At 47.0% G+C, this 22,149-nt stretch carries 14 protein-coding genes and 1 pseudogene; 13 read left to right on the top strand and 2 right to left on the bottom strand.

Translation table 11 applies throughout. The annotated features are described in order from the left end of the window. Positions 1–46: 46 nt before the first annotated feature. The gene (locus DW769_RS08500; protein ID WP_118750250.1) at positions 47–2,422 is read right to left on the bottom strand and encodes an endonuclease MutS2; all 2,376 of its coding nucleotides are present in this window, start codon (positions 2,420–2,422) and stop codon (positions 47–49) included. A 501-nt stretch (positions 2,423–2,923) separates the two neighbouring features. On the opposite strand from DW769_RS08500, the gene DW769_RS08505 reads away from it, so the two are divergent. The 7 genes and pseudogenes from DW769_RS08505 to rhaD form a co-directional block, all read left to right on the top strand. After that, complete coding sequence (locus DW769_RS08505; protein ID WP_118750251.1) at positions 2,924–4,360, top strand: S1C family serine protease; 1,437 nt, start codon at positions 2,924–2,926, stop codon at positions 4,358–4,360. 237 nt (positions 4,361–4,597) lie between these two features. After that, a complete protein-coding gene (locus tag DW769_RS08510) occupies positions 4,598–5,548 on the top strand; it encodes a 3'-5' exoribonuclease YhaM family protein (protein WP_055228015.1) in 951 nt (316 codons plus the stop codon). Next, the gene (rlmD, locus tag DW769_RS08515; protein ID WP_117813813.1) at positions 5,545–6,933 is read left to right on the top strand and encodes a 23S rRNA (uracil(1939)-C(5))-methyltransferase RlmD; all 1,389 of its coding nucleotides are present in this window, start codon (positions 5,545–5,547) and stop codon (positions 6,931–6,933) included. The genes DW769_RS08510 and rlmD overlap by 4 nt, the downstream gene beginning before the upstream one ends. Positions 6,934–7,329: 396 nt before the next feature. Then, on the top strand, positions 7,330–7,623 hold the full coding sequence (locus tag DW769_RS08525; RefSeq protein ID WP_055267517.1) for a ParB N-terminal domain-containing protein: 294 nt from the start codon (positions 7,330–7,332) through the stop codon (positions 7,621–7,623). Positions 7,624–8,052: 429 nt separating this feature from the next. Further along, a complete protein-coding gene (locus tag DW769_RS16860; RefSeq protein ID WP_055267519.1) occupies positions 8,053–8,316 on the top strand; it encodes a hypothetical protein in 264 nt (87 codons plus the stop codon). Positions 8,317–8,730: 414 nt separating this feature from the next. Beyond that, entirely contained in the window at positions 8,731–8,967 is a 237-nt protein-coding gene (locus DW769_RS08535) for a hypothetical protein (RefSeq protein WP_118700810.1), read from the top strand. A gap of 90 nt (positions 8,968–9,057) precedes the next feature. Beyond that, positions 9,058–9,600, top strand: a pseudogene (gene rhaD, locus DW769_RS08540) (rhamnulose-1-phosphate aldolase); the annotation flags it as partial. Positions 9,601–9,608: 8 nt separating this feature from the next. Here the strand turns inward: rhaD and DW769_RS08545 are convergent. Continuing rightward, on the bottom strand, positions 9,609–10,646 hold the full coding sequence (locus tag DW769_RS08545) for an AraC family transcriptional regulator (protein WP_158554969.1): 1,038 nt from the start codon (positions 10,644–10,646) through the stop codon (positions 9,609–9,611). Positions 10,647–10,860: 214 nt separating this feature from the next. Here DW769_RS08545 and DW769_RS08550 point away from each other — a divergent pair, with 214 nt between their 5' ends. The 6 genes from DW769_RS08550 to DW769_RS08575 all read left to right on the top strand — a co-directional run bounded on the left by DW769_RS08550 (position 10,861) and on the right by DW769_RS08575 (position 22,141). Further along, the gene (locus DW769_RS08550; RefSeq protein WP_055267525.1) at positions 10,861–11,952 is read left to right on the top strand and encodes an alpha/beta hydrolase; all 1,092 of its coding nucleotides are present in this window, start codon (positions 10,861–10,863) and stop codon (positions 11,950–11,952) included. A gap of 35 nt (positions 11,953–11,987) precedes the next feature. After that, positions 11,988–14,240, top strand: coding sequence for a glycoside hydrolase family 3 C-terminal domain-containing protein (locus DW769_RS08555; RefSeq protein ID WP_117802661.1), 2,253 nt, complete (start codon positions 11,988–11,990; stop codon positions 14,238–14,240). A gap of 62 nt (positions 14,241–14,302) precedes the next feature. After that, positions 14,303–17,098 carry an alpha-L-rhamnosidase gene (locus DW769_RS08560; protein ID WP_118750252.1) on the top strand — a complete coding sequence of 932 codons (2,796 nt, stop codon included), beginning with the start codon at positions 14,303–14,305 and terminating at the stop codon, positions 17,096–17,098. A gap of 14 nt (positions 17,099–17,112) precedes the next feature. Further along, positions 17,113–19,743, top strand: coding sequence for an alpha-L-rhamnosidase (locus tag DW769_RS08565; protein ID WP_118750253.1), 2,631 nt, complete (start codon positions 17,113–17,115; stop codon positions 19,741–19,743). Positions 19,744–19,848: 105 nt separating this feature from the next. Then, positions 19,849–20,661: an SGNH/GDSL hydrolase family protein gene (locus DW769_RS08570; RefSeq protein WP_242953300.1), complete on the top strand. Its 813-nt coding sequence runs from the start codon at positions 19,849–19,851 to the stop codon at positions 20,659–20,661. Positions 20,662–20,764: 103 nt separating this feature from the next. Then, the gene (locus tag DW769_RS08575; protein ID WP_158579812.1) at positions 20,765–22,141 is read left to right on the top strand and encodes an MFS transporter; all 1,377 of its coding nucleotides are present in this window, start codon (positions 20,765–20,767) and stop codon (positions 22,139–22,141) included. Positions 22,142–22,149: the final 8 nt, after the last annotated feature.

Below are 22,149 nucleotides of genomic sequence, written 5' to 3' on the forward strand. Positions count from 1 at the left end.
CGGAACCGCATACAGTATGCGTTCCGTCCCATATTTTCCTGAGTTTTTATTTCTTAAACGTAACAATCGTAACGCCGGCATCGCCCTCGCCAAATTCCGCTAAATGGAAGTCCGCTACGTGTTTCTGGCGACGCAGATAATTGTGAATGCCTTTCCGCAGTGCGCCCGTTCCTTTTCCGTGGACAACGCGGACACTCGGCAGATGGGAGAGATAAGCGTCATCGAGATATTTGTCGAGTTCGGCAACCGCTTCATCCACCGTTGTTCCGAGCAGATTGATCTCGGTAGAAATCGTGGCAGCCTTGGAAAGCTTCGATTTTCCGCTGCTTGTGCGGGAGATGGACGGGCCGGTGATGACAGCCTCGTCGATCAGCACAAGGTCGGAGATATGCACTTTGGTCCGCATGATACCCATCTGGACGAAGAGATTTCCCTTCGAATCCGGGCGGGTGCTGACAGTACCTTTGAGATTCATGCTTAAGACTTTGACGGCATCGCCGAGATGAAGATCCTGCGGGCGGAGATTTCCGGTGCGCTTCGGCACTTCCTTCGCCTTTTTCTTATCGAGCTTGTTCATTTTTTCACGCAGAGCGGTACGTTTCTGCTCCATTTCGCGGACGGAAACATTCTCTTTTCCAAATTTCTGGAAATCGCGCATCGTCTGGTCGGCGTATTCCTTCGCCTCGCGGAGAATTCTCTGTGCCTCCTCGGTTGCATCGGAGATCATCTTTTCTTTTCTTGCGTCGATCTGTTCCTGATTCTTGGCAAGGCTCTGCTTCAGGGATTCGACTTCCGCGCGGGTGCGGGCAAGCTCTTCTTTTTCGCGTTCCAGCGTGATCCGGTTCTGCTCGAGAGTGGTCAGAACGTCTTCAAACGATTCATCCTGCTCGCTGATTTCGTCTTTTGCCTTGTTGATGATGTAGTCCGGCAGGCCGAGTTTGCTGGAAATCGCAAACGCATTACTCTTTCCAGGAACGCCGACGAGCAGGCGGTATGTCGGGCTTAAAGTCTCGACATCGAATTCACAGCAGGCATTCTCCACGCCCGGTGTGGATAAGGCATAGATTTTCAGTTCACTGTAGTGTGTCGTTGCCATGGTGCGGATGCCGCGCTCGTGGAGCGTAGAGAGGATCGCGATGGCAAGCGCCGCGCCCTCTGTCGGGTCGGTACCGGCGCCGAGCTCATCGAACAGGACGAGGGAATTGCGGTCTGCCTTGTCGAGGAAGGAAACCACATTCGTCATGTGGGAGGAGAAGGTACTCAACGACTGCTCGATGCTCTGCTCATCACCGATATCGGCGTAAACCTCGTCGAAAACGGAAAGGGAGGAGCGGTCGAGTGCCGGAATGTGAAGTCCGGACTGGCCCATCAGTGTTAAGAGTCCGACCGTCTTTAAGGAAACCGTTTTACCGCCGGTATTCGGTCCTGTGACGATCAGAAGGTCGAAATCTTCGCCGAGCGACAGATCAATCGGAACGACTTTTTTCGCATTGATCAGCGGGTGGCGTGCCTTGCGCAGGTGGATTTTACCTTCGGTGTTGAAGATCGGCTCATTGGCGTTCTGCTCCATTGCAAGAGCGGCGCGCGCGAAGATGAAGTCAAGCTCTACCATGTTTTCGAGGTCGTAACGGATCTCATCGCGGTGCAGGTCTGCCTGGGCACTCAACGTAGAGAGGATGACCTCGATTTCTTTTGCTTCTTCAATTTCCAGCTCACGGATATCGTTGTTCAGTTTGACAACGGCCATCGGCTCGACAAAGAAGGTGGAACCGGTCGAGGACTGGTCATGTACCATGCCAGGAACCTGGCCTTTGTACTCGGATTTGATCGGGATACAGTAGCGGCCGTCGCGCATCGTGATGACGGCATCCTGCAGATACGTGCGGTAGGAACCGTTGACGAGCGAGATTAACTGGCTGTGGATTTTTTCCTCACACGATTTGATGGAACGACGGATACGGCGTAGATTCGGGCTTGCATCATCGCTGATTTCATCCTCGGAGAGAATACAGCGGCGGATTTCCGTGGAAAGCAGCGTCAGAGGCTCCAGTGTTTCGAAGAGATCTTCGAGGCTGTCCGGCGTCTGGTCCGCATTTTCGCGGCGGCCGTACGCTTTGACGCGTGCCGTGTTTTCCAGAAGTGCGGCGGTCTGCAGAAGCTCCGTGATGTTCATGGAGCTGCCGATTTCGAGACGCTTTAATGCGCCGCGGATATCTTTGGCATCACCAAAGGAAATGTGGCCTTTTTTAAAGAGCCGGGTGAGCGCGTCGTGTGTCTCGTGCTGCATCCGCGTAATCTGGGAGAGGGAAGAGGAAGGAACGAGTTCCAGACATTTCTTCCGGCCCAGCGGAGAACTGGCATACGAAGCCAGCTGTTCGATAATTTTGTCGTATTCGAGCGTTTTTAATGCTTTCTGATTCATAATACTTACCTTTTCGTAATTCATAATTCAGTCATTGTCTACAGATAACGCGGTATTTTTGATGCAATACCGCACGGATCTGATGTTACAGTTCACAGGTACCCTGCGAACTGTAACATTCGCAGCCCTCATTTAAAGTTTTGCTTCGCAAAAGGAGGGCTGCTCACACCTGAATCACTTTCTTACGCAGCGAAACAGCAAGTGTTTCACTGCTGAGTGAACAGTAGCGATCTGATCATATATCTGCACGGGAAGTACAGACCGGAAGTGGAATGTGGGTCACAGGTTTTTCCACTCTCCCAATTATACCTTAAAAAAGAAAAGAAAGAAACCCCAAGAACGAGAAAATGCAGGATGTTGCGCAAATGAGAAAAAAATGTAACAGTCTTCATAAAATGTTCATATCTATCTGGTAAAGTTTTTTATATATGTGAAGATTGCGGAAGCGCATATGCGCAGAGCAGTTCGGTATGGAATACAGATGTATGGAGAAAGAAATGTATGGAAAATGACCCAAAACCTTACAAATTCATGAAAGAGAGCATCAAAAAGCAGCCGCCCGACTGGAAAAAGATTGTTCTTCTGATTGCCGGATGGCTGACACTTGCGGCGCTTGGCGGTCTGGTTGCGGCCGCGGTATTTGCGGTGACAGAGCCAAAGATTGCAGAAGCAGTTACCAGGGAAGAGCTGCCGGCGAAAGTGGATATCCCGGGAGATGAGGATCCAAACAGCGGACAGGAGCCGGATGAGACAATTACCGCATCTTCGGCGAGTGCGTCGGTAGACAGCAGCGGCTCCGGTTCGGAAATCAGCAGTTCTACAGTGGATAGCAGTACTTCAGAAAGCAGTGTATCCGAAAGTACGGTTTCCGAAAGCACAGAGGGAACGGAAAGCAGCACTTCCGAAGAGCCGGAGGAGGGCAGCGAGGTTTCCAGTGTCGATGGGGAAACGGATGCGGAGGAAAAGGACAGCAGCCTGAAAAATTATGAAGCGCTCTACCAGGATATGCTGGAAGTAACGGAAAAACCAAAACGAGCGCTGGTTACCGTCATCGGCATTACCAATCAGATGGACTATTTTAACCAGAACTATGAAAACCAGCAGCAGATTTCCGGTCTGATTGTTGCGGACAACGGGCAGGATCTCTTTATTCTGACGGAATACCGCATCGTGGAAAATGTGGAGCGGATTCAGGTCACCTTCTGGGACGAGACGATGGTGGATGCCACATACCAGCGCCACGATCCGAGCACTGGCCTTACGATTGTGAAGGTGGATGAATCGAAGCTGGATGAGGAAACACGGGACGGTCTTGCGGTTGCGCCGCTCGGCAGTTCGTATCTCGTCAGCCAGGGTGACCCGGTCGTGGCTGTCGGAAGCCCGGTCGGCTACAGCGATTCGATTGCGTACGGTGTGGTGACTTCGGTTACGAACAAGATTTCCGCGTTGGACAATGAGTACAATCTGCTGACCACCGACATCCTCGGCAGCACGGACGGCAGCGGCATTCTGGTAAATCTTGACGGCGAAATCGTCGGCATTATTGCGCAGAGTTACAGTGCCAAGGGAAACAACGTGGTGACGGGCATTGCGATTTCCCAGATCAAAAAGCTGATCGAAAATCTTTCCAACAACGTGAGCCGCGCGTATATCGGCATCCGCGGACAGGATGTCACAGAAGAACTTTCCGATAAAACCGGCATTCCAAAAGGCGTTCTCATCAGCCGCGTCGCAGACGATTCTCCGGCGATGATGGCGGGCATGAAAGAGTACGATGTGATTGTAAAGCTCGGAGAGCACAAGGTTGAGACGATCAAACAGTACCATGAACAGCTTGGCAAATACAGCACAGGAGACGTGGTTACCGTGACGGCGATGCGGAAAGGCGCCGAAGGGTATGCGGAGATGACGTTTGATGTGACGATGGGGGAAGTATAAAAAACAGAGGCTTTCGGGAGCAGAAAAAGCCGGTTTTAGCCGGTGGGGCTTCCGGAAGCTTTTCTTTTCGAATGGTTTTCCACTGGCGGATGAAAAAATACGTGCATTCTGCAGGAAAATCTGGTAGAATTGGTAAGGCATGCAGGAGCACAGGCTTTGCATCATAAAAACGGCATCATAGAAACAAAAACGGAACACTGTGTCCGCATTTATTTTAGAAAAAGAGGATTTATTTTTATGAAGTATATCAACGAACTCCGGGAAGGAAACCGCATTTCCGGAATTTATCTCTGCAAACATAAACAGTCGGCTGTTACCAAAAACGGAAAACAGTACGAAAACGTGATCTTACAGGATAAAACCGGTACGATCGATGCGAAAATCTGGGATCCGAATTCTATGGGAATCCGTGAATTTGAAGCACTGGATTATGTAGATATTATGGGAGATGTTTCCAGTTTCAATGGAGCACTTCAGGTTTCCATTAAAAATGCAAGAAAAGCGGAAGAGGGCGAATATAATCCGGCGGACTATCTGCCGACGAGCCGTTACGACATCAATACGATGTATCAGGAGCTGCTCTCCTGGATCGGAACGGTGAAAAATCAGTATCTCTCCGAACTGCTGACGTATTATTTTATCCAGGATCAGGAGACCGCAAAACGGTTCCGCATGAGCTCTGCAGCAAAAAGCGTGCATCACGGATTCGTCGGCGGCCTTTTAGAGCATACGTTAAGTGTCACCCGTTTCTGCGATTTTATGGTAAAATCGTATCCGATTCTGAACCGCGATCTGCTGATTACGGCAGCAATTCTGCACGATATCGGAAAGACGAAAGAACTCTCCTTATTCCCGCAGAACGATTACACCAATGACGGACAGCTGCTCGGCCACATCATGATCGGTGCGGAGATGGTACACGATGCGGCGCAGAAGATCGACGGTTTCCCACAGGAACTCGAGAATCAGTTAAAGCACTGCATTCTGGCGCACCACGGCGAGCTGGAATACGGTTCCCCGAAAAAACCGGCAATGGTAGAGGCGGTAGCGCTGAACCTGGCGGACAATGCCGATGCCAAAATGGAAACCCTGACCGAGCTGTTTGACGCAGCGCCGGCCGGCAATGAGTGGCTTGGCTACAACCGGTTTTTTGAGTCCAACATCCGCAGAACAGGAGACTTTTCATGAACTATCAGAAAAATGATGTACTGACGGTGAAAATTGAAGATATGGGACACGACGGAGAGGGTATAGGCAAATGCGAGGGCTATACCCTCTTTGTCAAGGACACCGTCATCGGCGATCTTGCCGAGGTAAAAGTGATCAAAGCAAAGAAAAATTACGGCTACGCGCGCCTGATGCGCCTGATCGAGCCGTCCGCGCACCGCGTCGAGCCGGTCTGCCCGGTTGCACGTCCGTGCGGCGGATGCCAGTTGCAGATGCTCGACTATGCGGAGCAGCTTCGCTTTAAGGAGAAGAAAATCGCCGGAAATCTCCAGCGCATCGGCGGCATGGCGGAGATCCCGATGGAGCCGATCGTGGGGATGGAAAATCCGTTCCGCTATCGAAACAAAGCCCAGTTTCCGATCGGGCAGGATAGAAATGGAAAGCTGATTACGGGATTTTATGCGGGAAGAACGCATCAGATCATGGAAAACCGGAACTGTTATCTCGGCGTGGAGCAGAACGAGGAGATTCTGAACCGCATTCTTGCCTGGATGGAGGAGAACGGCGTTCCGGCATACAACGAGGAGACCGGCAAAGGCCTGGTGCGCCATGTGCTGATCCGGTTTGGATTTATGACGAAAGAGATTATGGTCTGTCTCGTTGTGAACGGAAAGAAACTGCCGGCCGAGGAGAAACTCATCAAATCGCTGACAGAACTCGAAGGCATGACAAGCATTACCCTAAGCGTAAACCGTGAGCGGACCAATGTGATCATGGGAAAAGAAATCCGCTGCCTGTGGGGACAGGGGTATATCACCGACTATATTGGAACCGTAAAATATCGGATCTCCCCGCTGTCCTTCTACCAGGTCAACCCGGCGCAGACGGAAAAACTGTACGGTCTTGCCCTGGAATACGCAGACCTCACCGGAAATGAGACGGTCTGGGATCTCTACTGCGGCATCGGAACGATTTCCCTGTTCCTCGCGCAGAAAGCCAAAAAAGTCTACGGTGTCGAAATCGTCCCGGAGGCAATCGCGGATGCGAAGAACAATGCGAAAATTAACGAGATCGAAAACGCTGAATTTTTCGTTGGAAAATCGGAAGAGATTCTTCCGGCCTACTACGAACAGTACGCCAAAGACCACCCGGGCGAACACGCCCACGCGGACGTCATCGTCGTCGATCCGCCGAGAAAAGGCTGCGAAGAAAACCTCCTCCACACCATGGCCAGCATGCAGCCGGACCGCATCGTGTATGTATCCTGCGATTCCGCAACGCTGGCACGAGATGTGAAGGTGCTTGGGGAGCTGGGGTATGAAGTAAAGAAAGTCCGAGGGGTTGACCAATTCCCGATGACGTGCCATGTGGAGTGCGTGGTTGCACTACATCGGGTCGATATGTAAGAATCCTTGATTTGCGCGAAGGCAACGAGGAGAGTTCCGAAGAAATAACTGGCTGTAAAGCCAGTGTTTATGCGGAATTCGACGACTGCCCGCGAGTCGGGAAGTTTGTAAAACTTCTCGACTTCCGGCACTTTGAGCGACATATGATGTTCTCACAGAGTGATAGAAAAACCTACAAAAAAGCAATTTCAGACGGTGTGAATGTCTCAGTCGTATTGGATGTGGGGTGTGGAAACACATAAAAGTACAATTAATATTTTGAAGTTATTCAATAGAATACGAAGCGTGAAAGACCGTTCATTTTCAAGTAATTGGAGATGAGCGGTCTTTTTCTGTTTGCAGATAACATTGACGTAACTGAGTAGAAGTTATTCTACCGGAAGAACGGAGGTTGTAATGGAAGAGATAAAGAGTATCAGAATAAGCGAGTTAAAGGACTTTAAGAACCATCCTTTTCATGTGCAGCAGGACATAGAGCTGTGTGCCCTTATGAAAAGTATTGAAGATGAGGGTGTGATTGTACCTTTGCTTGTAAGACCGAATCCTGACGGAGAAGGTTATGAAGTGATTGCAGGACACAGACGAAAGGCAGATGCCGGCTGGGCTGGTCTTGCGGAGGTTCCGGCAGTTATAAGAGAATTGGATGATGATCAGGCGATAGTGGCGATGGTAGATTCTGTGCGCCCGTAAGGCGTTTGGGGTGGACACCCAAGCGACGTGGGTCATTATGATTTTGTTTTGAGAAAACAATAAGAAAAATTATCAAGTGTGAAGAACACAGTCTTATCGCCAACAACTAACCTTGAATGGAAACATAAAGGGGACAACAGCACGTTTGTAAAGGCACAAGTCAACAAAGCTTCCAAGTTGCGACTGAGTGTCGAGGTGAAAGGTACTATATGAGGATGAAAGCTAAACTGCTTGAAGGAAAGTCAGAGGCTAGAGCTAACCATCTCCGCACCGAAGGGAAGATGTTACGGTGATGTATTGGCAGATTAGTATTTTGCTGTCTGCAATCTGCGTGATAATCAATGCAAGCTAGCCATAGGTTCATTTGAGGATGCATCTGAAATCAAGGAAAAATTCAGAGTATTTCTCGAGGATACTCTGCATCTTGAGATGTCCGAAAAAAAGACCAAGATAACACATAGTCAAGATAAAGCAAGATTTCTTGGATATGATATCACCACCGCAAAGAACTCAGCGCTTATGCAATCATCAGGGCATACAGAAATGCCTATTCAGGCGGTTGGACAGGAACAACCTGTGCCTGACGATAAGGGTGCTTCTGGGAATATGGATTACACAGAGGAGGATGTGAAGAAGTATCAGATGGATCCTGATATCAATGAGTTGCTGGATTTCAGTTTTTGCGGGGAATGACAGCAGAAGGCTACAAAACATTTATAAATGGAAGTGTTATGGCATCATTTATGGAAGGAATTGTAGCCTCAATTTTAGAAGAAAAAAGTGGTGCCGGATACGGCACGAATTGTAGCCAATTAAATACAGTTATCAGCGTAATTGAAGCCATGTATCTTTGCGAAGGTATGTGGCTTTTTCCTTTTTGCGCTGAGGATAGATTTTTTAACCAGCCCTCGTGCATTTATGCGAGGGCTAAGCCTCGCAGAGCGAAATACACCCATCGCACAAAACTTCGTTTTGTACTCTGTGTATTTCGCCCTTGCAGGGGGCTATCACGCCGGATACGGCGGTGGGTTCGTAAACGGACACCTATATGTCCACTCACATTGGCATTAGAAGTGAAAGAAAGAGTTGCAGGAGCAGATTGCTGTATTGGATAGAAAAGCAGGGAGGATGAAATCAGAGCTTTCAAATGTGCTTCAGGATGCAGACTATGCAAATGCTTCGGAGTTTTATACCGAGCTATTCATGGTTCGTGAGGAGAGGCAAAGGTATGAAGAGGCTTGTAAGGAATGGCAGCAGAAGTGTGTTGAGGTGGAACTTGTAGCGGTGAAGGATAGTAAGTATTTTGGGGACGTAATTCCGATTAGCAGGAATAGAGGGCGATAAAGTAAGGCGATGCTATTAGTGAATCTGATAGCATCTGTGTAACTACATAGTGACAATTTTGCATCTTCGAAGTGGTAGTCTATGCAAAATATCATCGAATTGGATGAAAAAGGAGAGAATTACCGCATCCTTTGGGGTCTGGTAAACGGAGGCAGACCGACCAGTGAGCTGCCGAGTCACCTGATGAACCATGAAGTGAAAAAAGGCGTTACCAATGTTTATCATGCACATACCACGAATGTGATCGCACTGACATTTGTACTGCCGTTGGAGGATAAAGTATTTACTAGAGAACTCTGGGAGATGGCGACCGAGTGCCCGGTTGTATTTCCTTCCGGAATCGGTGTAGTAGGATGGATGGTGCCGGGCGGCCGTGAGATCGCAGTGGCGACAAGTGCCCTGATGAAAGAATATGATGTGGCAATCTGGGCGCATCACGGCATGTTCTGCTCAGGGGAAGACTTTGATCTTACATTCGGATTAATGCACACCGTAGAGAAATCCGCGGAAATCCTTGTAAAGATGCTGTCCATGAGACCGGATAAAAGACAGACAATCTCACCTCAGAATTTCAGAGATTTGGCGAAAGATTTTAAAGTAACTTTACCGGAAAAGTTTCTATATGGCAAATAATGTACATATCACATATTTGGCGTATCAGAAGCATGAAGCATGTTTCGATATTCCATAGGCGTACATCCGTATTTCTTGCGGAACAGCTGAAAGAAAAAGCTGGTATTCTGATATCCGACGGCAAGGCTGATATCATTTGTGGAAAGTGCGGTGCTCCTTAACAATTTTGCCGCCTGAGAGAGCCGGTGTGTCTGGACCAGCTCTTTGTAAGTGGTTCCGGTATGCTGGCGTATGTAGGCAGAGAGATAGTTTGGGTGCATATTAAAAAACTCAGCTGTAGAAGAAAGGGTACAGTCCGCAAAGTTTGTTTCGATATATCGGAGTATGGTATAAATCTGATCCACAGAGGCGTGATCTAGAACCATACCGTGCTGGAACAGATTGATCATCTCGCAGGTAATCAGCGTAAAAAGACTGTCTAAAAAAGGTCCGGATGTTACGGACGGAGAATAAAATTCACAGAGAAACTGGTTGGCAAGATCTGCCAGCCGGTTTTGTTTTTGTTCCGGGGAAAAGACAATATACATGCTTTCCTGCATCGTGGTGTTCAGAGCCTCAATGAAAAAGTGTGTAAGGTAATTATCCTGAGACAGGCGTTCAAAAAAAGTACCGTTCAGATATTCGCGCGTCAGCAGAAAATTGATGATAATATCATTTTCTGAACATCTTTTGACAGAATGAGGTGCATTCTGGCTGATCAGAACCATCTGCCCGGCTTTTAGCCTGAATGTAGTCTTATTTATCGTCATTGTGCAGGAACCAGAATAAATATAACTCAACTCCAGCCACTCATGGATATGCAGAGGTACGTTTTCAAAACGATCCTGTTTTACAACAGCGAAGTTGTAATAACTCGGAAGCACTTTCTTTGAAAGAAATAAAGAACGCAGATCTTCAAGGTTCGTATCAAAACGGTAACAGGGTGTATCAAACTTACCTCTGGCAACAGGAAATTGTGAATAATCTTTCTTTACACCATTCAGATGCTGGGTTTCTTCGGTAGTGTGCTGCTTCAGAAATTGATTCAATGCAGATAATGTCATCATATATAATCTCTCCTTTTCGAGATATGAATGAACTGTGATTATAGTCATCAGCAGTTTATTTAACCTGTCTAAAATATACCATATTGGGGGCAAAGGTGTACAGAGTAATCTCGGATATTTATTAAGTTTGGTCGGTAAATCACTTATGTTTCGTTGATGTAATTTTAGTCTGTATAAAGTAAGATGTCAGTAAGAAAAGGAGGCATAGGTTAGGATGAAGATATTTTTTGCAGTAGTGGTGATTGTTTTATTATTTGTAATCGGTGCGACATTATATGTCTATAAAAAAAGTGCCATGTTTTTGCCGGCACTTCTTGGCATCTGCGGATTTCCAAAAATAAAGGAAAGCAGCTATTACGATGAAAACGGACATTTCCGTCCGGGAACGGGGGAGGACAAAGTTGGATTTTTCATGCAGCATCCGGTATTCGGCGGTTTTAAACATATGTTTTTCAATGTGGAGGACAACGTGCTGAAAGCTATTGCGCCTGTAAAGTATAAGGATTTTTTAAAGGCGCCGGGCCGTGAGGAACAATTGGATGCAGCCTTGGAATCTTTCAATTATCTAACCGGACTTGTTGAGAAAGGTCAGGCAAGGCTGGTGTCGGATCTGTATCCTGCGGAAGCAGTGAAGGGTCATCCGTACAGGTCACATCTGACGGGAATGTTTTATCAGGGACAACAGGGAAAACCACTTGCCATTGTAGTTCCGGGAGGCGGATTTATCAGTAATGTAACTGATTGCGAGGGGTATCCTGTGGCGATGAAGCTGCATAAAATGGGATATTCTGTTTTCGTCGTAAGTTATCCGGTCGGCAGACAGCTGGGTGAGACAGAACAGGTAAAGCAGGGACAGGCTGCCGCGAGGGAACTGACACAAGTGATTCGATATCTGACGGAGCATCAAAAACAGTTTTCTGTAAACATGGATGATTATGCCATCTTTGGTTTTTCAGCAGGAGGACTTATGACCACGGCGTATTCATTTGCCAATTATGAGGACTGCTGCCACAAGAATCATCTGCCAAGACCGAAGGTGATCTTCCCTATGTATGGTCTGGACTGGAATATCAAAGCTTTGCAGGAGGACAAGGGACTGGCGGTATTTTCTATCGTAGGGCGGGATGATGAGTTCGGTTTTGCAAATGTGGAAGATAAACTGCCGGAATTAGAGAAGGTACTGGGCAAAGAAAATGTGTCGGTCAGAATCGTTGACGGACTGGGACATGGATTTGGAATAGGAAATGAAACAAAAGTGAAAAACTGGCTTCAGGAAGCAGTCATCTTCTGGGAAGCCCACAGATAGGAACAGATAAGAATTTATTTAAGGAGGATTTCATAATGAGCAGAAACCTGAAAGAATTGATCAGACAGATGACACTGGAGGAAAAAGCAGGACTATGTTCGGGAGCGGATTTCTGGAACACGATGGGAATCGAAAGGTTAGGGATTCCTTCCGTTATGATGACAGACGGCCCGCACGGCTTGCGCAAACAGGAAGGCGCGGCAGATCATCTCGGCCTGAATAAAAGTGTGAATGCAGTCTGCTTTCCGGCAGCCTGCGCCACGGCATCCAGCTTTGACGTGGAACTGATGGAATGTATGGGACAGATCCTTGGGGACGAGTGTCAGGCTGAGAACGTGGGCATGCTCCTCGGCCCTGCAGTTAATATCAAACGCAGTCCTCTCTGCGGAAGGAATTTTGAATATATGTCCGAAGATCCATATCTGACAGGAAAGATGGCGTCAGCATATATCCGGGGCGTACAGTCGAAAGGCATCGGAACCAGTATGAAACACTTCGCCGCGAATAATCAGGAAACAGACCGTATGCAGATATCGTCGGAAGTATCGGAACGGGCTTTCCGGGAAATTTATCTGCCGGCTTTTGAGGAGGCGGTGAAGAAAGCGCAGCCAAAGACTGTGATGTGCAGCTACAATAAGATCAACGGAGTATTTTCTTCAGAGAATAAGAAGCTTCTGACAGATATCCTGCGGGATGAGTGGGGATTTGAAGGATATGTGGTCAGTGACTGGGGAGCTGTAAATGACCGGGTGAAAGGACTGAAAGCCGGTCTTGACTTGGAGATGCCGGGATCAGGAGGATATAATACAAGAAAGATTATTCAGGCAGTGGAGAATGGAGAACTGGAGGAAGAAATTCTTGACAGAACGGTGGAACGCATACTGAAAGTAGTCTTCTCCTACACAGATAACAGGAAAGCGGAGACTGTATTTGACAGGGAAAAGGATCACAAAGCAGCGGCAGATATCGAAACAGAGTGCGCCGTACTTCTGGAAAACAGGGGAGTGCTGCCGCTGAAAAAAGAACAGAAAGTAGTCTATATCGGGGAATTTGCAAAGAAACCGCGATACCAGGGCGGGGGATCGAGTCACATCAATACGGACAGCGTAGTGTCGGCTCTGGAAACTGCGGTGAGAAAAGGCAGGGCAGTGGAGTACGTGAAAGGCTTCTCGTCAGAGCGTGACGAGATGACAGAAGAGGATCTGAAACAGGCGTGTGAAGCGGCAGCGGGCGCAGATGTAGTTGTAATCTTTGCCGGACTGCCGGACAGCTTTGAGTCGGAAGGATATGACAGAACATCCATGGAACTGCCAAAGTGTCAGAATCGCCTTATAGAGGCTGTGGCTGAGATACAGAAAAATGTGGTAGTGGTTCTTCATAACGGAAGTCCCGTAGAAACTCCATGGGCGGAGTCTGTAAATGCCATTCTGGAGATGTATCTGGGAGGAGAAGGCATTGGGGAGGCCAGCGACCGGCTGTTATTTGGGGAGGCAAATCCAGGAGGACGTCTGGCGGAGACGTTCCCATATCGTCTGGAAGACAACCCGAGTTACCTGAATTTCCCTGGAGACGGCAGGACTGTTCTCTATGGAGAAGATATCTTTGTCGGATACCGTTACTATGATGCGAAGAAAGTACCGGTGCGCTGGGCATTCGGCCATGGACTGTCATATACGGAATTCAGCTACAGCAATATGAAACTCTCTTCTGCGGAAATGAAAGATGGAGATATTCTGAAGGTGAGCATTGATGTGGAGAATACAGGGAAGAGGGCAGGAAGTGAAGTGGTTCAACTCTATGTCAGTGACAAGGACAGCACGGTGCCAAGAGCAGTGAAAGAACTAAAAGGGTTTGCGAAAGTATTTCTGAATCCGGGTGAGAAGAAGACGGTTACAATGGAACTTTGCGCGAGAGATTTTGCTTACTACGAGACAAAGATTCACGACTGGTACACTCCGTCAGGTACATATGAGATCCAGATCGGGCATGCCAGCGATGAGATCAGAGAGGCTGCAGAACTTACATTTACTACTGATGTGCTGCTGCCGTTCACTGTGGATATGACCACTACAATGGGGGAATTGATGAACCACCCGAAGACAGCAGGGAAAATGATGGAGTATCTTGAGGGGATATCACAGGGAGAAGAACCTAAGAAAGAAGATGGGGAGGTACAGCTTGTGACTCCGGAAATTATTGCGCAGATGCCGCTGAAATCATTTTTAAGCGTTATTCCGGGCGAAGCGATCGAGCAGATGATCGTGGAGTTAAATGCTCTGTGTCAGTAGTGGGAGGAACGGTTGGCTTATTATTGGATGAAAAAGTATCAGCATGAAAATGAGGAAGAATTATGGGCAAGATTTATGCGGCAAAAACAAATCATATCACAAACCCTTTAGGGTTTTATCTGAAACCGTTGGTATTTTCATGGAAAGTGAAAGGCGGCAGAGGACAGGAACAGAAACATGCAAGGATTGTGATCAGCAAGAACAAAACCTTCACAGATATCTGTCACGACACGGGGGAGGCAGAGTTGGACAGTCTCGCTGCAAGAGTGGAATTTGAACCGCAGCCGTATACAAGATATTACTGGAAAGTTATTGTGACAACAGATGCAGAAGAAGTGATCGAATCAGACGCGCAGTTCTTTGAGACCGCCAAAATGGATGAACCGTGGACGGGCAGGTGGATTACCTGTGACAGCAGTCAGGAACGGCATCCGATTTTCTCAAAGAGGATTCGTCCGGCAAAAGAAGTGAAAAACGCAAGACTGTACATTTGCGGCCTGGGATTGTATGAAGCATATTTTCTGGGGGAAAACAAAGATAATCCTGAGAAAATCGGTGATGAGTATCTGACTCCGTACTGCAATAATTATGACCGGTGGATCCAGTATCAGACGTATGACATCACGAAACAGGCAGAACAAGGCGGTGTGCTGTCTGTTCTTCTCGGAAACGGCTGGTATAAAGGCAGGTTCGGTTTCAATGATCCGGAACGGGAAGCATATTACGGTGACGAGTGGAAGCTGATTGCGGAGGTTCACATAGAGTATAAAGACGGAACGAAAGATGTGATCAGTTCTGATGAAACCTGGTCAGTTACAAGAAGCAATTTGTGGTTTTCCAATATCTATGACGGTGAGAGAAGAGATGATACGCTGCCGCCGGTTGAGGAGTCTCCTGCGCGGATCGCAAAGGCTCCGAAAGGCCGGCTTATGGAACGGTTATCTCTTCCTGTTAAGGTACAGGAGGAGAGGAAGCCGGCAGAGCTGATTCATACTCCTGCCGGAGAAGAGGTATTTGATCTGGGGCAGGAGATCACGGGGATCTTCCGGCTGCGGGTGCATGAGCCGGCAGGGACAGCTATCAGGATCCAGACAGGCGAGGTGCTTCAGAATGGGTGTTTTTATAATGAGAATTTGAGAACTGCGCTGTCGGAGTATGTCTATATTTCTGATGGTACGGAAAAGGTGATCACTCCTCATTTTACATATTATGGTTATCGATATGTGAAAGTGACCGGGGTTAGGGACCTTTCGTGTGAGGATTTTACGGCGCTTGTTCTTTACAGCGATTATGAGAGCATCGGGGCAATTGAGACAGGGAATGATCTTGTGAACAAATTGATCTCCAATATCGAATGGGGAATGAAAGGGAACTTTCTGGATGTGCCTACAGACTGTCCGCAAAGAGATGAGAGGATGGGCTGGACAGGGGATACACAGGTATTTTCCGCGACTGCAAGCTATCTGGCTGATACCTATGCGTTTTACCGAAAATATTTATACGATTTGTATCAGGAACAGCTTCTGGCGGACGGAATGGTTCCGGAGATTGTCCCCACATTCGGACCGACAAAATGTTCCTGCGCATGGGGAGACGCCGCATGTATCATTCCTTGGAACGTATATCTGTTCAGCGGGGACAAAACAATACTCGAAAACCAGATTGAGAGCATGAAAGCGTGGGTCGATTATATCCGGAGAATTGACGGAGACCATCATGGATGGAGACAGGTTTTCCATTATGGGGACTGGCTTGCTCTTGACCGTACAGGCGCCGCCGCGAACAGCGTGTATGGAGCGACTGATGAAGCATATATTGCAGACATCTACTACGCGGCAAGTGCGCAGACTGTTGCAAAAGCAGCAGAAGTGCTTGGACTGGAAGAAACGAGACAGGAATATCAGAAAATCGCAGACCGTCAGTGGCAGGTCGTGAAAGAAGAATATTTTACTGCCACCGGCAGATGTGCGGTGAAGACGCAGACAGGGCTTATCCTTGCACTAAAATATCATCTGTCTGAAAATGAAGAACTGACAAAGCAGATGCTGCAAAAGCTTCTCAGGGACAATAAAAATAAATTAAATACCGGATTTGTAGGAACCCCGCTTCTGTGCAATGTCCTAACTGATCATGGAATGACAGACGCGGCATACCGGCTGCTCCTGAATGAGGAATACCCGGGCTGGCTCCATGAAGTGAAGCTGGGAGCAACGACGGTGTGGGAGCGTTGGAATTCACTGGATGAGAGCGGACATGTCTCCAGCACGGGGATGAACAGTCTGAATCATTATTCCTACGGCGCTGTATTGGAATGGATCTTCCGTCATGCGGCCGGGATTGATATGACGGAACAGAGCCCGGGAGGCAGGGTGATGCGGATCAGTCCTAAAGTGAATAATGGACTCAAATATGTAAAAGCTGTTTATGATTCGGCAAGCGGATGCTATCAGTGCGGCTGGGAGATATCAGAAGATAATAAAATTACGGTCACTGTTACGGTTCCGTTCGGCGGAAGTGCAGAAGTGGTTCTTCCATATGCGTCGGAATCTGTATATGAAGATAAAGAAAATCCATTATTTGAAGAGGTAGAAAATGGAATCTGCCGTGTGAGAGCTGGAGAATATGAAGTCGCTTATGAGGCGTCACAGCCTTTAAAGAGGAAATACAGCATAGACTCGACAATGGAAGAACTGCTGAACCATCCGCAGATTCGCGCGTTCCTTTCTCAAATGATGGAAGTGGATATGATTCCCGATATTGCATATGGACTTTCGCTTAGAGATGTCGCGAGAACATTCGCAGGAGAGATAAAAAAAGATGAGGCGCAGATGCTGGATACGGCGCTTGCGAAATTCTGATCAGGAAGGCTGCTATGGAGCTTACAAGACTTAAGGTAAACAGTCAATACAGACCATGCGTGGACGAAGCACCTTATTTTTCATGGGTGATTACCAGTGACAAAAAGAATGTGATGCAGACATCCTATCATATTACAGTGACAGGTCTGGGAGAAGTGGTGTGGGATTCCGGGGTGGTAGAAAGTGATAAAAGTACTTTTGTAGAGTACAACGGAAAACCATTGAAAAGTCTCAGTGACTATAGCTGGACAGTGGAAGTGACGGTTAATAACGGAGAAAAGGCAGCGGCATCCTCATCCTTTGAGACAGGATTTATGAAGAAAGAATGGACGGCCGAGTGGGTGAAATCTCCGTTCCCGATGAAAAAGGTAAAACCCGGAACCGGCGGACAGAATCCGGCAGAATATTTCCGCAAAGAATTTGATGCACGAGACGGTGTAAAACGGGCACGCGTCTATGCCACATGCCACGGAGCATATCAGCTCAGCGTGAACGGAATACGTCCGGACGACAGAGAGTTTGCGCCGGAATTTACCGTCTATTCTAAATATCTGTGCTACCAGACTTATGATGTGACTCCGTTTTTGAGAGAGGGAGGAAATGTCATAGGAATGCTGGTGGGGGACGGCTGGTATGACAGCGCGAACTTTAAACCGAGAAGCAGGAAGTTTAAAGCCGAACATTCTGTGCTATTTCAGATAAAGATTGATTATGAAGACGGAGCGAGTGAAATGGTTCTGTCCGATGATGCGGTGAAAGTTTCGGAAAGTCCGGTTCGATCTTCCGATCTGTTTGCAGGTGAACTCTATGACGCACGGATGGAACAGGAGAGGTGGAACTGCTGGGGATTCGATGACAGCAGCTGGAAAGCAGGTATCCCATGTGGAAAATCTTACGCAAACCTGGCGGCTCAGTACGGGGAACCGGTGCGCCCGGTAAAGGAAGTACCGGCAGTCGGAATGACAGTCAGCCCGAAAGGCGAGACGATCATTGACTTCGGGCAGAATCTGGCGGGGGTTCTGCGCGTAAAAGTGAAACTGCCTGCCGGAACAAAAATGGTATTAGATCATTTTGAAACTCTGGATCAATATGGAAACTATTTCAATAATATTTTCATGTCAGAGAAAACAGGGCACAAGCAAAGCGATATTTATATTTCAAACGGGAAATTTACAGAGTATATACCGCATTTTACATATCACGGTTTCCGCTATGTGAGAGTGACATGCGATCAGCCGGTGAGCCCGGAGGATTTCACAGCGATCGTCCTGTCTTCTGACAATGAGGATCTGGGAACTTTTGAGACGTCCAACGAAGATATAAACCGGCTTTACGAAAATACAAGATGGTCTCAGCGGTCGAATCTGTTCTCAATCCCCACGGACTGCCCGCAGAGAGAAAAAGGCGGATGGACCGGAGATATCCAGATTTATGCAAGAACAGCCATGCTCAACGAAAATGTAACCCCGTTTCTGACAAGATGGCTGCGTAATATGACCTGCAGTCAGCAGAAAAACGGGGCGATCCCCAATGTGATCCCCCTTACCGGAATCTATGAATTACTGGAGAAACTGAATCGGATCGTATACCGCAATTTTGAACCGGTGGGAGAAGCGGGATGGGGAGATGCCGCCTGTATCGTACCGTGGAGCATGTATCAACTTACAGGAAATATAAGGATACTGAGAGAACAGTATGACACAATGAAAAAGTGGTGCGACTATATCATCAACACCGCAAAGAAGCGTAGAGGCAAGATGAAACATCCAAAAGAAATTGACCAGTATCTGTGGAATACAGGACATCAGTACGGGGAGTGGCTCATACCGAGCCAGACAGTAGACGGAGCAGACCAAAGCGCTGCAAAACCTGTCAATACTTCTGCATACTGTGCGCCAATCTTTGGATGGAATTCCTGCCGGATCATGGCAGATACAGCAGCGCTCCTCGGGCATACATCAGACGAATTATACTATGATGACATTGCGTCTAGAATGAAATCTGCCATTCAAAAAGGACTGATCGATGATGACGGGAAGATGCCTCTTGATTTTATGGGCAGTTATGTGCTGGCAATCGCATTTGATCTTGCTCCTGAAAGGAAGAAAGAAAGTATCGCCGGACATTTGATCCGCAAGATAGAAGAAAACGGGGATTGTCTGGATACAGGGTTCCTGACGACGCCGTATCTGCTGGATGCACTCTGTAAGATCGGCAGGATGGACAAGGCATATAAAGTCCTGCTCCAGACAAAGTGCCCGTCATGGCTTTATGAGGTGAATCAGGGAGCGACAACAATCTGGGAAAATTATATTTCTTACAAGGAGGACGGGTCTCCGGTTATGACAAGCCTGAACCATTATGCCTTTGGATGCGTGGACGACTGGATGTTCCGGAAGATAAGCGGCATTGATATGGCTGCTCCCGGATTTAAGAAGATTGTGATCGCGCCGGAGCCGGACAATGCGTTTACCAGTGCAAAGCGTACTTATATGAGCGAGTGCGGGGAGATCGCAGTCGGGTGGAGTATGGATAAAGGGAAATTTAAGCTGAAAGTAAAAATTCCCTGCAACACGACTGCCGTTGTAAAGATGCCGGATGGCAGATTATACAAGGTAGGAAGCGGAATGTATCAGTTTGAATAAAGAATCAAAGAAAACAAAATGACAGTATTTGCGAGAACTGACCGGTAAATACAGACGGCCAGTTCTCTTAATATGAAAGTTGAAAATAATAAGGAGTTAAGGATTATGAAAAAGAAAATATTGAAGATCACCTTAAGTATCGTTTTAATTCTGATTCTGGCTGCGGGAATCGGCCTGACATATTTAGTAGGAGCGGCAGGCGGTGGAGGACCGTTTGATTTTGTCTGGAAGAACAAGCTGAAAAAAATGGCGGGAAACGCAGAAAAATACAGTCTGGAAAATATAGAACCGTTAGAAAACAGCCCTCTTGGAGGGAAGCGCATCTGCTACCTTGGATCATCTGTAACCTTGGGTCTGTACTCAATGGATGTTTCTTTTGCAGATTATATCTCTTACAGAAATGGCTGTGAGTATGTAAAAGAAGCCGTCAGCGGCACTACTTTAGTGGATAACGGAAAGACGTCTTATATCCAAAGAATGAAAAATAATATCGGTACAGATGAGAAATTCGATGCGTTTGTCTGCCAGCTTTCCACGAATGACGCGTCGAAGGAAATGCCGATGGGAGAACTCAGCAGTTCAGAAAATCTGGAGGATTTTGATACACAGACAATAACAGGAGCAATGGAATATATCATTGTATATGCAAAGCAGGCATGGAATTGTCCCGTGATCTTTTATACCGGAACAAAATATGACAGTAAACAGTATCAGCAGATGGTAGATGTATTGTTTGAGCTTCAGGATAAATATGGAATAGGCGTGATCGACCTTTGGAATGACGAGGAGATGAATGACGTTTCTGAAAAAGAATATGAAGTTTATATGGCAGATCCGGTTCATCCGACGCAGGCAGGATATCTGGAATGGTGGACGCCTAAGATGGAAGAATACTTATATCAGTTTTTAGAAAGATGATTATTATATTAAGTTTCGTCGGTAAAATGCTTATATATCGTTGATGATTTGCCCTTTGGGATTATTTATAATTAAATCAAACAATGAAAGGACGGATAACGAAATGGAAAATGCAGTTACAAAAAGAGAAAAAATCAGTTATGGTTTGTATTTTATGGGACAGAATGTATTCTATGGACTGATAGGATATATGACTACATATTTTACAGATATCGGCATAACGGCAGCATTGGTTGCGATCGTGGCGCTGATCACGAAAGTGTGGGATGCCATCAACGATCCGATCTTCGGTATGATCATGGATAAGGTAAATTTTAAGAAAGGGAAATTCCTGCCGTGGCTTCGAATATCTGTCATAGCGATTCCGGTGGCGACCATTCTTCTTTTTACAATACCTACCGGGATTCCGATGATGGCTAAAATCATATGGGCAACACTTGCTTATATGTTATGGGATACAGCCTATACCCTTTGCGATGTGCCGATTTTTGGTATTGTTACCACGATGACAATAGACCAGAAGGAACGTATTTCACTAAACAGTATAGGAAGAATGTTTGTTATTTTTGCAGGTATTGTTACAGGAATTGTCCTGCCGTTGGTACGGCAGCGGTTAGGCGGCTGGGCGACAACAGTAATTGTGTTATCTCTTTTGTCATGTGTTATGATGATTCCGATTTGTCTGTTCGCAAGGGAGAGAGTAATTGAAAAAGAAAGAGTCCAGAATGACGGGGCAGAAGAAAGTTATACATTGCGAGATATGGTAGAATGTCTGCGGAAGAACAAATATTTATTGCTTTTCTTTGCGGCTCCGCTCATCAGCAGCCTGCTTAATGTTGGTGCAAATTGGGGCTTATACGTTGCCCGGTACTGCCTTGGCGGTGAAGAAGCTGCCTCATATGTTTCGATGGCGGTAATTATTCCGACCTTAATCGGTGCGGTTATGGCAGTAGAATTATGCAAAAAATATGATAAATTTAAAGTCTTCTATATTTCATATATTTTCGCGTTACTTCTGGGAATTGTAAGATTCATAGCCGGGTATGAGAATATGATGGTGTATGTGATTTTAAATGCCTTAGGAGGAATTCCGCTGGGAATAGCAGTTATACTGCAGTATCAGTTTACGCCGGACTGCTACGAGTATGGACAGTACAAGACAGGATTAAAAATGCGTGGTGTAACGTTTGCGGCGCAGACATTTTTTACAAAATTAAGTGGAGCGATCGCAACAGCAGTCAGTGTGTTTGCGTTAACTATAATCGGCTTCCGAGAGGGAGAAGGCGTTGTTCAGGCGGCAGGATTTGCCGATAAATTATGGACATTCAGCTGTCTTGGCAGCATTATCGGGGGTATTTGCACTCTGCTTATACTTCGTCTTTACAAGCTTAATGACCATGATGTCCAGCTGATGGCAAAATGCAATAATGGTGAGATCAGCCGTGAAGAAGCAGAGGCACAGATGATCAATCAGTATTAAGAAAAGAA

This window comes from Blautia sp. AM29-29, from assembly GCF_003480555.1.
GTDB classification, from domain to species: domain Bacteria; phylum Bacillota; class Clostridia; order Lachnospirales; family Lachnospiraceae; genus Fusicatenibacter; species Fusicatenibacter saccharivorans.

Coding starts and splice junctions, on each gene's coding strand:
- DW769_RS08510 (WP_055228015.1), top strand. CDS start 4,598: ATGAAGTATATCAACGAACTCCGGGAAGGAAACCGCATTTCCGGAATT.
- rlmD (WP_117813813.1), top strand. CDS start 5,545: ATGAACTATCAGAAAAATGATGTACTGACGGTGAAAATTGAAGATATG.
- DW769_RS08565 (WP_118750253.1), top strand. CDS start 17,113: ATGGAGCTTACAAGACTTAAGGTAAACAGTCAATACAGACCATGCGTG.
- DW769_RS08550 (WP_055267525.1), top strand. CDS start 10,861: ATGAAGATATTTTTTGCAGTAGTGGTGATTGTTTTATTATTTGTAATC.
- DW769_RS08545 (WP_158554969.1), bottom strand. CDS start 10,646: ATGATGACATTATCTGCATTGAATCAATTTCTGAAGCAGCACACTACC.
- DW769_RS08575 (WP_158579812.1), top strand. CDS start 20,765: ATGGAAAATGCAGTTACAAAAAGAGAAAAAATCAGTTATGGTTTGTAT.
- DW769_RS08505 (WP_118750251.1), top strand. CDS start 2,924: ATGGAAAATGACCCAAAACCTTACAAATTCATGAAAGAGAGCATCAAA.
- DW769_RS08500 (WP_118750250.1), bottom strand. CDS start 2,422: ATGAATCAGAAAGCATTAAAAACGCTCGAATACGACAAAATTATCGAA.
- DW769_RS08555 (WP_117802661.1), top strand. CDS start 11,988: ATGAGCAGAAACCTGAAAGAATTGATCAGACAGATGACACTGGAGGAA.
- DW769_RS16860 (WP_055267519.1), top strand. CDS start 8,053: ATGTCCGAAAAAAAGACCAAGATAACACATAGTCAAGATAAAGCAAGA.
- DW769_RS08570 (WP_242953300.1), top strand. CDS start 19,849: ATGAAAAAGAAAATATTGAAGATCACCTTAAGTATCGTTTTAATTCTG.
- DW769_RS08560 (WP_118750252.1), top strand. CDS start 14,303: ATGGGCAAGATTTATGCGGCAAAAACAAATCATATCACAAACCCTTTA.
- DW769_RS08525 (WP_055267517.1), top strand. CDS start 7,330: ATGGAAGAGATAAAGAGTATCAGAATAAGCGAGTTAAAGGACTTTAAG.